Source organism: Serratia plymuthica NBRC 102599 (genome assembly GCF_001590925.1).
Classification (GTDB): Bacteria; Pseudomonadota; Gammaproteobacteria; order Enterobacterales; family Enterobacteriaceae; genus Serratia; species Serratia plymuthica.
The window spans coordinates 1-13,181 of record NZ_BCTU01000001.1 but is presented as its reverse complement, the minus strand read 5'-3'; the positions used below and the strand labels follow the sequence as shown (position 1 = coordinate 13,181).

The window sequence follows — 13,181 nt, the reverse complement described above, 5'->3', positions numbered from 1 at the left end:
TTTTCGCTGTGTTAACCAATAGCGCACTAAGATGGACGTTAAATGAACGTCTTAAATCTCGTCAGGCGTCCGAAGGTTGGTCACCGCGATACGCTCGCCGTGTTTACGCTCTCTTTCAGACTGCATATTGGCGCGGTACACGCCCTGATCGCCGACAACCCATGACAACGGACGACGTTCCTTACCAATGGATTCCTGCAACAGCATCAGCGCTTGCATGTAGGCTTCCGGGCGCGGTGGGCAGCCAGGAATGTACACGTCGACAGGCAGGAACTTGTCCACGCCCTGCACGACGGAATAGATATCGTACATGCCGCCGGAGTTGGCGCAGGCGCCCATCGAAATAACCCATTTTGGCTCCAGCATCTGTTCGTACAGGCGCTGAATAACCGGGGCCATCTTGGTGAAGCAAGTACCGGCCACGACCATCAGGTCAGCCTGGCGTGGCGATGCACGCAATACTTCAGCACCGAAACGCGCCACGTCGTGAACGGCGGTAAACGACGTCACCATCTCCACGTAACAGCACGAAAGGCCGAAGTTATATGGCCAAATAGAGTTCTTACGCCCCCAGTTCACCATGTCATGCAGCGCATGCTCGAGTTTACCCATGTAAACCGTGCGGTGAACCTGTTGGTCCAGGGGATCGGCGACGATCTCCTGTTTTTGCAGGGGGTAACGGTCATTCTCACCGTTCGGGTCTATGCGGGTGAGCGTATAGTCCATCTTAATGCCTCGTTTTTAACCACAAATGACTACTGCGGATGACGGTTGGTGTTAGTGATTGTGCCTGGTTTACTGAGACGTTTGGAACGCGACGGCGTCCAATCCAATGCGCCGATACGCACCAGATAAACCAAACCGGCCAATAGCACCAAAATGAAAATGGCGGCTTCGATAAAGCCCACCCAACCACTCTCGCGAACGGAGACCGACCAGGCATACAGGTACAAGGCTTCAACATCGAAAATGACGAAGAACATGGCGACCAGGTAGAACTTGGCGGACAGACGCATGCGCGCCGTACCGACCGAGTCGATCCCGGATTCAAACGGGGTGTGTTTGGCGCGCGCGCGGGCTCTCCCGCCCAGGAAAAACGCACCCAGCAGCATAAGGCCGCAAAGCCCGATAGCCATGACAAGAAATACGGCGAACGCCCAGTGATGAGCGATAACTTCAGTGGTTGTTGACATACTCTATGCTTACTCATCAAAAGTGGCGTCGATCGCACTGCTCTTGTAACTGGCAGTTAGTGCACCACATCGATTTAAGGGAAGGATAAATTAACCACACAAACAAACTGCTTTTACAGAGAGTTAGGCAGCGTTTTACTGTGGGCTTTTTACTCCTTTCTATAACCTTTTGTCAACTTTGACAAAAGTATCTACACACTAGTTTACATACCCATCATTTAATTAACATTTGATGCGACTGGCTTAGGCTAAATCGTGTCAGTCAATTGCCGTGTAGAAACAGATAGATATAAACCAACATGCTTATTTCAGTTTTACTATACCATTGTCTCAGGAATCTCCTGTTCTTCCACTCACTACCTAGGGGTATTTTTTTGATCCAGGACACGTTTTCAGCATAATTCCTCAAAAAAAGTGTGGGCCTTTAACAAATTTTGTCAAATTCAGACGTAAAAACACCTGCAATAAATTACCAAAATAACCATATTAATTCCAGGCCTTTACGCGCATTCCCACAAGTTCAAAAAACAAACAAAACCATTTATTCACCATCTGATAACGGTTCTCATTACCGAAAATAGTTAAACAAATAACCATTTCGCCTAACAAATCCACGCTAACCTTCATAAAATCAATTTTTCCGAAATTACGGCCAAAAAAAACCTCCACCGAAGCAGAGGTTTTAACGTGCAGCTTAACGCGCCGGGAGGTTATTCCTCGCCGTCGGCCAGGCAAGTATCATCCTGCTGGGATGAACTCGCTCCATTGAAGCTGTAACTGTCGTTGCCGTTTTGTACGACGCTGAAAATCGCCATCGCCAGTTCGTTGCCACACTGCGTGTCCTTGCACAGGGCATATTGGGTATCTGGCAATGGTGGCAAGCCTTCTACCGCACCCAGCACCCGCAAATCAGGACTCATCATCTCGATCGGCCGGACCGTGATCCCCAAACCGGCCTTGCAGGCGGCACGAACGGCTGAAAGCGTCGAGGCCACATAAGCGATGCGCCATGGGATCCCGGCATCATCCAGGTGTTTGATCGCCATCGAGCGGAACGGGCTGGGTTCGTCCATCACCACTAATGGGATCGGCTCACCGGCCTGATAACGGTAATCCGCAGAGCAATACCACAGGGTCGGCGAGGTGCGCAGCACAATGTGCGGATGCCCCTCGGTTTCCACCGTCGTAATCGCCAGATCGACTTCGCCGTTTTCCAGCATATCGAGCATAAACGGGCTGCGTTTCACCCGCACATCAATCGCCAGCTTAGGATAAACCGACGTGACGCGGTTAAGCAGGAAAGGCAGGATGGTATCGGCGGTATCATCAGAAGCGCCGATAGTCAAAACACCTTTTATATTGTTGTACATCAGAGAGGTACAGGCTTCATCGTTGAAGCGCAGGATTTTCCTGGCGTAGCCGAGAAGCTGAATACCGTGTTCGGTCAATAATTTGTTGCGCCCATGACGGGCAAACAACTCTTTGTCAACCAGTTGCTCTAACCGCTGCATTTGTTGACTGACGGCTGATTGGGTACGACAAACGGCTACTGCCGCCGCCGCAAAGGTGTTCAAATCAGCAACAGCTACAAAGGTTCTAAGCAGATCGAGGTCGAGATTAAGTATCGGACGATTTGCAGTTGTCATAGTGTTTTCTTCACTTTTTGAATTCTAATTTACAAACTACCCTGGTGTGTTTCTAAGACATCGTTTAAAGGGACGATGCCTGACATGACAGTACCCCACTCATTAGTGGAGGGCAAAAAAATTACTTATATTTCGTTACCTCTATCGCCTTTTAAAATGCGATCTATCGCGGATGCTTATAGAACGCTGTGCTTTATTACTAGTGAAAGTGTTTAATTTTTACCAAACCAAAGATTTTACTCATTCACAATGCTGGATTGCCACACCAATCGTGCTGCGTGATTTCCGCGATCTGACAGGCTTTAGCTCCCCAATCCTCGAGAAGAAGTAAGTTATTTACTGCGTTGCGCAGGTTCATCTCTTAATGATTTTAATAAATTCAATTAGTAACATTTCCCACGTGAATAATATGGGAACAATCAGTTAAATTTTACTTAAGAAAGAGACTGAAATATTACTAATGTAATATCTCCATATTACTCAGTTTGGGTTGCCGATTGACAACCCGCTATCAGACTACTCCGGTATTATCATTTCTTTACAGTTTATCCGGGTAATCCTTCCCTCTGGCTTATCAGTGCGCAAGGATCTGCAGCCCCCAGCGTTCTGAACAAGGTCAATAATGTTAACACCACGCCATCATAACAGGATAAAAAACCACAAAACCATTTTTATTGGATATTAAAAACCAAATAAATACTTTACCCTTGCTTATCAGCGCTGAAATTGGCCTTTGGACCACTCGTTTGCACCAAAGGCGTGCATAACCCTTCAAAAGCGCCAGCGCCAGGAGTACATTGAGCTGGTTGCGGTGTTCCACGGTAGGAACGCCCCCATTCCAGCAAAAGGCCCAACTTTCTATGTCCCCCATTGAGAAATCCCATAAACTGGACAACGTCTGTTATGACATTCGCGGCCCGGTGCTCAAAGAAGCTAAACGTCTTGAAGAAGAAGGCAATAAAGTCCTCAAACTGAACATCGGCAACCCTGCCCCGTTTGGTTTCGACGCCCCTGATGAAATCCTGGTCGATGTGATCCGCAATCTGCCGACGGCGCAAGGCTATTCCGATTCCAAAGGGCTCTTCTCGGCGCGTAAAGCGATCATGCAGCACTACCAGGCGCGTAACATCCGTGACGTGACCGTTGAGGATATCTACATCGGCAATGGGGTTTCTGAGCTGATCGTGCAATCCATGCAGGCGCTGCTGAACAGCGGTGACGAAATGCTGGTGCCGGCACCGGATTACCCGCTGTGGACTGCCGCTGTGTCACTGTCCGGCGGCAAGGCCGTGCATTACCTGTGCGATGAGCAGGCGGGCTGGTTCCCGGATCTGGACGACATTATCAGCAAAATCACGCCACGCACCCGCGGCATTGTGATCATTAACCCGAACAATCCGACCGGCGCGGTATACAGCAAAGAACTGCTGGAGCAGATTGTCGAGATCGCCCGCCAGCACAACCTGATCATCTTCTCGGATGAGATTTACGACAAGATTCTGTATGACGAAGCCGAACACCATTCTATCGCCGCGCTGGCACCGGATCTGCTGACCGTCACCTTCAACGGGCTGTCCAAAACCTACCGCGTTGCGGGCTTCCGTCAGGGCTGGATGGTCCTGAACGGGCCGAAGAAACATGCCAAAGGCTATATCGAAGGGCTGGAGATGCTGGCGTCCATGCGCCTGTGCGCCAACGTGCCGATGCAGCACGCGATCCAAACTGCGCTGGGTGGCTACCAGAGCATCAGCGAGTTTATTCAACCCGGCGGCCGCCTGTATGAACAGCGTAACCGTACCTGGGAACTGCTGAATGACATTCCAGGCGTTTCCTGCGTGAAGCCTCAGGGCGCGCTGTATATGTTCCCGCGCATCGATGCCAAACGCTTTAACATTCATGATGACCAGAAAATGGTGCTGGATCTGCTGCTGCAGGAAAAAGTGCTGCTGGTGCAAGGCAGCGCATTCAACTGGCCGTATCCCGACCACGTGCGTATCGTTACCCTGCCGCGCGTCGATGAACTGGAAATGGCCGTGGGCAAACTGGGCCGCTTCCTGGAAAGTTATCGTCAGTAATCTCAACGGGCGCAGCCGGTTGCTGCGCCCCTTCCCTGCACGCCCCGGTTGCATAACCCGTCGTCACTGCTCACAATGGAACCCTCACTTGCCGTTGTAGAAGAGAGCACCATGAGCCAGAGCCATTTCTTTGCCCACCTGTCCCGCTTGAAACTGATCAACCGCTGGCCGCTGATGCGCAACGTACGTACCGAGAACGTTTCCGAACACAGCCTGCAAGTGGCGTTTGTCGCCCATGCGTTGGCGGTGATCAAAAACCGAAAATTCAATGGCAACCTGAGCGCCGAGCGCGTCGCCCTGCTGGCGATGTACCACGATGCCAGCGAAGTGATTACCGGCGATATGCCAACGCCGATCAAGTACTACAATCCGCAGATCGCCCACGAATATAAGAAAATCGAAAAAATCGCCCAGCAGAAGCTGCTGGATATGATCCCGGCGGAATTACGTAACGATTTCCGGTCGATTCTCGATGAGCATTACTACACCGAAGACGAAAAGCTGGTGGTGAAACAGGCCGATGCGCTGTGCGCCTACCTGAAATGCCTGGAAGAGCTGTCTGCCGGCAACAACGAATTCAAGCTGGCGAAAGCCCGACTTGAAAAGACCCTGCAACAGCGCAGCAGCCCGGAAATGGATTATTTCATGAATGTGTTTATCCCCAGCTTCAGCCTGTCACTGGATGAAATCAGCCTGGACTCTTCCCTGTAACTGCCCTGGCGCAGCCCGCTGCGCCGTTAAAATGCATACAGCCACGGCACAATAATCACGCTGACCAACATGACCAGCAGCGTGAACGGCACGCCGATCCGCACAAAATCACCGAACTTATAGTTCCCCGGCCCCAGTACCAGCGTGTTCACCGGCGAAGAGACCGGCGTCATAAAGGCGGCCGAGGCGGCAATGGCGATAATCATGGCGAACGGGTATGGCGAAACGCCCATCTCGCGCGCAGCGGCAATGGCGATCGGCGCCATCAGCACGGCGGTGGCGGTGTTGGAGATAAACAGACCTATCGCGGCGCACAGCGCAAACAGGCACACCAGCATCACACGCGGCCCGGCACCGCCGGCAACGTCCATCAACCCACGCACGATCAAGTCCACCCCACCGGTTTTCTGCAGCGCTTGGGCGAACGGCATCATGCCGACAATCAAAATGATGCTCGGCCAGTGAATCGACTTATAGGCGCTTTCCATATCGATGCAACGGAATTTTCCCATCAGCAAGCAGGCGATCAGCGCGGCGATCGGATTGGGGATTTCATCGGTCAGCATCATCGCCACCATCAGCGCCAGGCAAAACAGCGCGTGCGGTGCCTGGGTGATGGCCGGTGCTACCTCGTCCACCTCTGCCGGCAAATTGAGGACAATAAAATCATGGGTTTTTGCCTGCAGTTGGCGGATTGCCTTCCAGTCGCCAATCACCAGCAGGATATCGCCCAACGTCAGCGATTCATCCACCAGTTTGCCCGACAGGGTTTCGCCATGGCGGCGAATGCCGACCACGTTCAAATCATAGCGACTGCGGAACGTCGATTCGCGCAGGCTTTTACCCAGTAGCGTCGAATCCGGAATCAACGACACCTCCGCCATGCCGACGTTGCGCGCCTGTTCGGAGAAATAGTCGCCGCGCAGCACCATCGGCTCCAGTTGCTGCTCGCTGCAAAACTCGCGCAAGTCGATCTGGCTGTCCGACATGTCGATCAACAGTACGTCGCCTTCTCGCAGTTCGGTACTGCCGGATGCGCTGACCATCACCCGCCGGAAGCGCTTCCAGCGTTCGATCCCCACCACGTTGGCCCCGTAGCGGGCGCGCAGATGCAATTCATCCAGCGAGCGGCCCACTAGCGGCGATCCGCTGCGGATCGCCAACCGGCGCGCCCTGCCGGTCAGTTTGTAGTCGCGGATCAGATCGCGGAAGGTGCGGCGTTGCCAGGTTTCCCGGCTTTTATCCCCGTCGTTATTGCCCAGCCAGCGCCGCGCCACCAGCATGTATCCCACGCCCAACACCAACACCACCAGCCCAACCGGCGTCACGCCAAAGAAACCGAAGCCGCCGATACCTTCACGCACCAGTTCGCTGTTCACCACCATGTTCGGCGGTGTTGCCACCAGCGTCATCATCCCGCTGATCAGGCCGGCAAAACTCAGTGGCATCATCAACCTGCCCGGCGCGATTTTCATCCGTGCCGCCACGCTGAGCACCACCGGGATAAAGATCGCCACTACGCCGGTCGAGCTCATAAACGCCCCCAACCCGGCTACGGTGATCATCAACAACATCAGCATTTTGGTTTCACTACTGCCGGCGACTTTCACCAGCCAGTCGCCCACCTGATAGGCCACGCCGGTACGCACCAGCCCTTCGCCAATCACAAACAACGCGGCAATCAGGATCACATTGGGATCGCTGAAACCCACCGTCGCTTCCTGCAGGGTCAGCGTACCGCTCAACACAAAAGCGATGATCACCAGCAGCGCCACCACGTCCATCCGCAGCTTGTTGGTGGTAAACAGCACGATGGCAATCAACAGTAAACTCAGCACCCACAGTAATTCGCTGTTCAAAACGGCCTCATCCGGCAGACATAGTCAAGGTCTTAAAAATTAGCATAAAAAAACCCCGCCGATGCGGGGTCTAATCAATTTGGGTGAAGATAAGGCCCGTCAGGCAACCCGATCGATTGCGGCGCCCTGCTCTGTCTTCCTCACCGCGATTTGCTCCAGGGATGACAGCAGCAGATCGACCTGATCCAACTTGGGCGCATCGGCCGGGGCGTTCACCGCGATCACCTGGCAGCCTGCCGCCAACCCGGAAAGGATCCCGGCAGCCGCATCTTCAACCACCACGCAATCCTGCGGTGCCAGCCCCAGTCGCTCGGCGCCCAACAGATAGGCGTCCGGCTGAGGCTTGCCATGTTTTACCTGCTCGGCGGTGATAAACACCTCCGGCTGCGGCAAACCGCCGGCGTTACGGCGGGCAGTGGCGACCGGAATAGAGCCGGAAGTGACGATCGCCCACGGAATGTCGAGCGCATTCAACCGCGCCAGCAAGGCCGCGGCCCCCGGCAGTGCGGTGACGCCGTCGGTATCCTGCGCCTCTACCTGTTCCAGCAGCAGAAACTCCTGCTGAATGGCAGCCTCACTTTCACCGGGCATAAAGTGGCGCAACGAGGTAATGGCCTGTTTACCGTGAATAAAATCCAGTACGTCCTGTGGATTAATGCCACGGCGTTTGGCCCAGTTAACCCAGGCACGTTCCACCGCCGGCAGAGAATCAACCAACGTCCCATCAAGATCGAACAGAAAACCCTTACACTCCACAGGAAACCTCTTTTAATCAGGCATTGATAATTTGCGCAATCTCAACGGCGCTCAGGTGATACTGACGTGGGCATGACAGCCAGATTACCAACATACGCTGGTATTTTTCCCACATTTTGGTTTGGGCGTTAAAGCCGTGGCTGCCGGAATCGAAATGAGTATAGCGCCCCTCGGTGGTAACAAGGAAACGCACATAGCTCAGATAGCGCGCTTCAGTGGCGGCATCAAAGCCGAGAAAAGCCAGGCGACGCGCCTCGATACCCTGTTTGTCTTTCAGATTATCCCAGGAGACCTGCAAGGCGTGGTGCATCTCCATCACGTTGATGATAGTGCGGCACACCTCTTCGCTCATTTCGCCAAAATCGCGATCCAGCTCGCGCATCTGCAAACCAAAACCACGCTCGATGATCGTCTGCAAACGGCGGTAACGTTCAGTGTTGTCCGGGTCGAGCAGCGTCATCATCTTGTACTGGTTCGACAGGATCAGTCGTTGGGCATGGGTCATTTCCATCATAATTTCCTCGGTAAATTGCTTATGACGAAAGCATCGCACAGCGCAATATCGCAGGAAATCACAACTCGACCGTTCTTTGATTTAAACCGGGGTTATTGGCGTTATCACGAAAAAGGCCGCTATCGCTGCGGCCCTTTAACGTTTAAAGATCGTCCAGGAAGGTTTTATCCAACTGCTTGAAGGCACGTTTCAGCAGATCCGCCAGCGTTTGATAGGTCGGGGTCCCTTCCACCGGCGCTACCGCCTGACCGGCCTCCGTCAGCCTGTTGCGCACTTCATGGAACCACTGCAGCAGCGTTGGCGGCAACGGCGTGACCGAACGACGCCCCAACCACCACAGGCCCTGCATCGGCATGCTGCAGGCGAACAACGCGGTGGCGATCGCCGGGCCGAGCTGGCCGCCCAGCGCAATCTGCCAGGTCAGGGTAAACACCGCCAGCGGCGGCATAAAGCGGACGGCAAAACGGGTGGCGCTCGCAACGCGATTCTCCGGAAAGACCGGAGCCAGACGTTTGTCTGACGGCCAGGTTTTCATATAATGCTGCCCGCGCTGGAAGACCTGAAACCAGCTTACGGAACCAGACGGTTTGCTCGTCATCGCGTACCTCAACGTCACGTAGTAAAAATGGGGGTACTGCAAACACAATACTAAAAAATTTGAAGCTTTAAATTTATTTTGTGTTTGCTGCAGGCTATCGGTATCCTAGGCCGGCCTTTTGGCCGGTAGAAGATGACAATAATTCTGTCAACTTTTAGCCCTATAAAAATGAAGATTACTTAAACCGCAGAGAAATCATCGGTTTTTTCATCATCATGTGATTTGTGCACTTCACATGATGTTAATCATAAATGTCAACGGCATTATGCGCTACGCTTGTTGTCTGATTGACGATTAATTCACCACGTGTTTTGGTTTTCCTTTAACAACACGAACTATTTAAGTAGGTACTTCCATGTCGAGTAAGCTAGTACTGGTCCTTAACTGCGGCAGTTCTTCCCTGAAATTCGCTATCATCGATGCTGTCAACGGTGAAGAACACCTCTCCGGCCTGGCCGAATGTTTCCACCTGCCTGAGGCTCGCCTCAAGTGGAAGATGGACGGCGCCAAACACGAAGCGGCCTTGGGTGCCGGCGCTGCGCACAGCGAAGCACTGAACTACATTGTTAATACTATTCTGGCACAAAAACCGGAGCTTTCTGCACAGCTGACCGCTATCGGTCACCGCATTGTGCACGGCGGCGAGAAGTTTACCGCTTCTGCCGTGATCAACGATGAAGTCTTGCAGGGTATCAAAGATTCGGTGCCATTTGCACCACTGCATAACCCAGCGCACCTGATCGGTATTGCTGAAGCACTGAAATCCTTCCCTAACCTGGCGGATAAAAACGTTGCCGTGTTCGACACCGCATTCCACCAGACCATGCCGGAAGAATCTTTCCTCTACGCCCTGCCGTACAGCCTGTATCGCGATCACGGCGTTCGCCGCTATGGCGCGCACGGCACCAGCCACTTCTACGTGACCCAAGAAGCCGCGAAGATGCTGAACAAGCCGGTTGAAGAAGTGAACGTGATCACCTGCCACCTGGGTAACGGCGGTTCCGTTACCGCAGTGCGCAACGGGAAGTGCGTTGACACTTCCATGGGCCTGACTCCGTTGGAAGGCCTGGTGATGGGTACCCGCAGCGGTGACATCGATCCGGCGATCATCTTCCACCTGCACGACTCCCTGGGCATGAGCGTTGATCAAATCAACAAAATGCTGACCAAAGAATCCGGCCTGCTGGGCCTGACCGAAGTCACCAGCGACTGCCGTTATGTTGAAGACAACTACACAAGCAAAGCCGACGCCAAGCGTGCAATGGATGTGTTCTGCCACCGTCTGGCCAAATACATCGGCGCTTACAGCGCACTGATGGAAGGCCGTCTGGACGCAGTGATCTTCACCGGCGGCATCGGCGAGAACGCCGGCATGGTGCGTGAGCTGACCCTGGACAAACTGGGCCTGCTGGGCTTCGAGATTGACCACGAGCGCAATATGGCCGCCCGTTTCGGTAAATCCGGCGCCATCACCAAAGACGGCAGCCGCCTGGCACTGGTTATCCCGACCAACGAAGAGTTGGTCATCGCGCAAGACGCATCCCGTCTGACCGCGTAACGCTCTCCGACACCGTCAGCCAAGGCTGGCGGTGCTGTTTTAGCCTCATGTTAATCGTGAAGAGGACTATTCTGTGTCACGTACAATTATGTTGATCCCCACTGGCACCAGCGTCGGTCTGACCAGCGTCAGCCTGGGTGTCATCCGCTCCATGGAGCAGAAAGGCGTTCGTCTGAGCGTGTTCAAACCTATCGCCCAGCCACGCACCGGCGGCGACTCTCTCGACCAGACCACCACCATCATCCGCAGCAACTCCACCATTCCGGCGGCCGAACCGCTGCGCATGAGCTACGTTGAGGGCTTGCTGAGCTCCAACCAGCAGGATGTGCTGATGGAAGAGATCGTAGCGCGCTACCATGAGAACACCAAAGACGCGGAAGTGGTGCTGATCGAAGGCCTGGTGCCGACCCGTAAACACCAGTTCGCCAACGCGCTGAACTACGAAATCGCCAAAACCCTGAATGCGGAAATCGTCTTCGTCCTGGCGCTGGGCAACGATTCCCCGGCACAGCTGAAAGAACGCATTGAGCTGGCACGCAGCAGCTTCGGCGGCAGCAAAAACAAAAACATCACCGGCGTCATCATCAACAAATTGAATGCTCCGGTTGACGAGCAGGGCCGCACCCGCCCTGACCTGTCCGAGATCTTCGACGACTCCACCAAAGCCAGCGTGACTAACGTTGATCCTGCTCAGCTGTTTGCCAACAGCCCGCTGCCGGTACTGGGCTGCGTGCCGTGGAGCTTCGATCTGATCGCCACTCGCGCCATCGACATGGCTCGCCACCTGAAGGCTACCGTGATCAACGAAGGCGATATCATGACTCGCCGCGTGAAGTCCGTGACCTTCTGTGCGCGCAGCATTCCGCACATGCTGGAACACTTCCGTCCGGGCTCCCTGCTGGTCACCTCGGCAGACCGTCCTGACGTGCTGGTTTCCGCCTGTCTGGCGGCGATGAACGGCGTGGAAATCGGCGCCATTCTGTTGACCGGCGGCTACGCCATCGATGCGCCAATCAAAAAGCTGTGTGAACGCGCCTTCCAGACCGGCCTGCCGGTATTTATGGTCGACACCAACACCTGGCAGACTTCGCTCAGCCTGCAAAGCTTCAACCTCGAAGTGCCGGCGGACGATCATCAGCGCATCGAGAAAGTGCAGAACTACGTGGCCAGCCACATTAACGCAGAGTGGATCGAGTCGCTGACCGCCACCTCCGAGCGTTCACGTCGTCTGTCTCCACCGGCGTTCCGTTACGAGCTGACCGAACTGGCGCGTAAAGCCGGCAAACGCATCGTACTGCCGGAAGGCGACGAGCCACGCACCGTGAAAGCGGCGGCCATCTGTGCCGAACGCGGTATCGCGGAATGCGTCCTGCTGGGCAACCCGGACGAAATCCAGCGCGTAGCTGCAGCTCAGGGCGTTGAGCTGGGCAAAGGCATCGAAATCGTTGATCCGGTCGCCGTGCGCGAGCAATACGTGCCGCGTCTGGTGGAGCTGCGTAAAAGCAAAGGCATGACCGAAGTGGTTGCGCGCGAGCAGTTGGAAGATAACGTGGTTCTCGGCACTCTGATGCTGGAGAAAGGCGAAGTCGACGGTCTGGTTTCCGGCGCGGTTCACACCACCGCCAACACCATCCGCCCACCGCTGCAGCTGATCAAAACCGCTCCGGGTAGCTCGCTGGTGTCCTCCGTGTTCTTCATGCTGCTGCCTGACCAGGTTCTGGTCTACGGCGACTGCGCGATCAACCCGGACCCAACCGCCGAGCAGTTGTCTGAAATCGCGATTCAGTCTGCAGACTCTGCCGCCGCCTTCGGTATCGAGCCGCGTGTGGCGATGATCTCCTACTCTACCGGCAACTCCGGTGCGGGCAGCGACGTCGAGAAAGTGCGCGAGGCAACCCGCCTGGCACAGGAGAAACGTCCTGATCTGATCATCGATGGCCCGTTGCAGTACGACGCCGCTATCATGGCCGACGTCGCGAAATCCAAAGCACCGAACTCGCCGGTTGCAGGCCAGGCTACCGTGTTCATCTTCCCGGATCTGAACACCGGTAACACCACTTATAAAGCGGTACAGCGTTCTGCTGACCTGGTATCCATCGGGCCAATGCTGCAAGGCATGCGCAAGCCGGTGAATGACCTGTCACGCGGCGCACTGGTCGACGATATCGTTTACACCGTGGCATTGACCGCCATTCAGTCTGCACAGGCTGATGCGGCCGCCAAAGCCTGATAGCCCCAGGGTTATCGGATAAAAAAAGCCGGTCATATGAC

General features: G+C 54.6%; 11 protein-coding genes. 4 read left to right on the top strand and 7 right to left on the bottom strand.

What is annotated here, in order from left to right; genetic code table 11:
* Positions 1 to 51: 51 nt before the first annotated feature.
* From SPL01S_RS00065 to lrhA, 3 genes are all read right to left on the bottom strand, one after another.
* Entirely contained in the window at positions 52 to 726 is a 675-nt protein-coding gene (locus SPL01S_RS00065) for a NuoB/complex I 20 kDa subunit family protein (RefSeq protein WP_004947278.1), read from the bottom strand.
* Positions 727 to 755: 29 nt separating this feature from the next.
* The gene (locus SPL01S_RS00060; protein ID WP_004947282.1) at positions 756 to 1,193 is read right to left on the bottom strand and encodes an NADH-quinone oxidoreductase subunit A; all 438 of its coding nucleotides are present in this window, start codon (positions 1,191 to 1,193) and stop codon (positions 756 to 758) included.
* A gap of 710 nt (positions 1,194 to 1,903) precedes the next feature.
* Positions 1,904 to 2,839 (bottom strand): transcriptional regulator LrhA, encoded by a 936-nt coding sequence (lrhA, locus tag SPL01S_RS00050; RefSeq protein ID WP_063196803.1) that lies wholly within the window; start codon positions 2,837 to 2,839, stop codon positions 1,904 to 1,906.
* A gap of 860 nt (positions 2,840 to 3,699) precedes the next feature.
* Between lrhA and SPL01S_RS00040 the strand changes: the two genes are divergently transcribed.
* The gene (locus SPL01S_RS00040; RefSeq protein WP_004947286.1) at positions 3,700 to 4,914 is read left to right on the top strand and encodes a pyridoxal phosphate-dependent aminotransferase; all 1,215 of its coding nucleotides are present in this window, start codon (positions 3,700 to 3,702) and stop codon (positions 4,912 to 4,914) included.
* A 111-nt stretch (positions 4,915 to 5,025) separates the two neighbouring features.
* Positions 5,026 to 5,625: a 5'-deoxynucleotidase gene (gene yfbR / locus SPL01S_RS00035; RefSeq protein ID WP_006317020.1), complete on the top strand. Its 600-nt coding sequence runs from the start codon at positions 5,026 to 5,028 to the stop codon at positions 5,623 to 5,625.
* Positions 5,626 to 5,651: 26 nt separating this feature from the next.
* Here the strand turns inward: yfbR and SPL01S_RS00030 are convergent, their stop codons facing one another.
* From SPL01S_RS00030 to yfbV, 4 genes are all read right to left on the bottom strand, one after another.
* The gene (locus SPL01S_RS00030) at positions 5,652 to 7,484 is read right to left on the bottom strand and encodes an SLC13 family permease (RefSeq protein WP_004947289.1); all 1,833 of its coding nucleotides are present in this window, start codon (positions 7,482 to 7,484) and stop codon (positions 5,652 to 5,654) included.
* Positions 7,485 to 7,583: 99 nt separating this feature from the next.
* Entirely contained in the window at positions 7,584 to 8,240 is a 657-nt protein-coding gene (locus tag SPL01S_RS00025; protein ID WP_063196799.1) for a sugar phosphatase, read from the bottom strand.
* Between the two features lie 16 nt (positions 8,241 to 8,256).
* Positions 8,257 to 8,751, bottom strand: coding sequence for a YfbU family protein (locus tag SPL01S_RS00020; RefSeq protein ID WP_063196797.1), 495 nt, complete (start codon positions 8,749 to 8,751; stop codon positions 8,257 to 8,259).
* A 145-nt stretch (positions 8,752 to 8,896) separates the two neighbouring features.
* Positions 8,897 to 9,352, bottom strand: a complete 456-nt coding sequence (gene yfbV, locus SPL01S_RS00015) for a terminus macrodomain insulation protein YfbV (protein ID WP_004947297.1) — start codon at positions 9,350 to 9,352, stop codon at positions 8,897 to 8,899.
* 355 nt (positions 9,353 to 9,707) lie between these two features.
* Between yfbV and ackA the strand changes: the two genes are divergently transcribed.
* Positions 9,708 to 10,910, top strand: coding sequence for an acetate kinase (gene ackA, locus SPL01S_RS00010; RefSeq protein WP_062792110.1), 1,203 nt, complete (start codon positions 9,708 to 9,710; stop codon positions 10,908 to 10,910).
* A 73-nt stretch (positions 10,911 to 10,983) separates the two neighbouring features.
* Entirely contained in the window at positions 10,984 to 13,140 is a 2,157-nt protein-coding gene (gene pta / locus SPL01S_RS00005) for a phosphate acetyltransferase (RefSeq protein ID WP_062868104.1), read from the top strand.
* Positions 13,141 to 13,181: the final 41 nt, after the last annotated feature.

Coding starts and splice junctions, on each gene's coding strand:
- SPL01S_RS00065 (WP_004947278.1), bottom strand. CDS start 726: ATGGACTATACGCTCACCCGCATAGACCCGAACGGTGAGAATGACCGT.
- SPL01S_RS00060 (WP_004947282.1), bottom strand. CDS start 1,193: ATGTCAACAACCACTGAAGTTATCGCTCATCACTGGGCGTTCGCCGTA.
- lrhA (WP_063196803.1), bottom strand. CDS start 2,839: ATGACAACTGCAAATCGTCCGATACTTAATCTCGACCTCGATCTGCTT.
- SPL01S_RS00040 (WP_004947286.1), top strand. CDS start 3,700: ATGTCCCCCATTGAGAAATCCCATAAACTGGACAACGTCTGTTATGAC.
- yfbR (WP_006317020.1), top strand. CDS start 5,026: ATGAGCCAGAGCCATTTCTTTGCCCACCTGTCCCGCTTGAAACTGATC.
- SPL01S_RS00020 (WP_063196797.1), bottom strand. CDS start 8,751: ATGGAAATGACCCATGCCCAACGACTGATCCTGTCGAACCAGTACAAG.
- yfbV (WP_004947297.1), bottom strand. CDS start 9,352: ATGACGAGCAAACCGTCTGGTTCCGTAAGCTGGTTTCAGGTCTTCCAG.
- ackA (WP_062792110.1), top strand. CDS start 9,708: ATGTCGAGTAAGCTAGTACTGGTCCTTAACTGCGGCAGTTCTTCCCTG.